This is a genomic window from Lactobacillus delbrueckii subsp. bulgaricus, assembly GCF_046938665.1.
Lineage (GTDB): Bacteria > Bacillota > Bacilli > Lactobacillales > Lactobacillaceae > Lactobacillus > Lactobacillus delbrueckii_C.
Genome location: NZ_JBKZCD010000086.1, coordinates 1 through 350 on the forward strand (window position 1 = coordinate 1; position 350 = coordinate 350).

Annotated in this window: 1 pseudogene; it reads right to left on the reverse strand. The window is 51.1% G+C overall.

The features are described 5' to 3' along the window. Positions 1–39 precede the first annotated feature (39 nt). Positions 40–350, reverse strand: a pseudogene (locus ACLUXO_RS10325) (LbetaH domain-containing protein); the annotation flags it as partial.

The window sequence follows — 350 nt, forward strand, 5'->3', positions numbered from 1 at the left end:
GATTCTGAAGGGTCATATCACATCTGGATTGATTATTTTTTAGAAGAGCTCTGGATGATTTTCCAGGGCATCCTCTGCCGTTATTTCGCGAATTGGGTGGCATGGGACGCCAACGGACAGCGTGTTTGCGGGGATGTCTCTCGTAACCACGCTGCCAGCCCCGATTACGCAACCCTCGCCAATCGTCACCGGGCAGCAGTCAACGCAGGTCAAGTTGAAGTTGGCGTATGAATTTTTTCCCGATCGAGGTAAAGCAGCCATAGTCGAATTGAACTGGTCCTTGCAGGTAGAAGGCATCTCCGGCAATTCCGATCTCCTTGATCCTGCTGGCATTGACCAGCAAGGTTTTC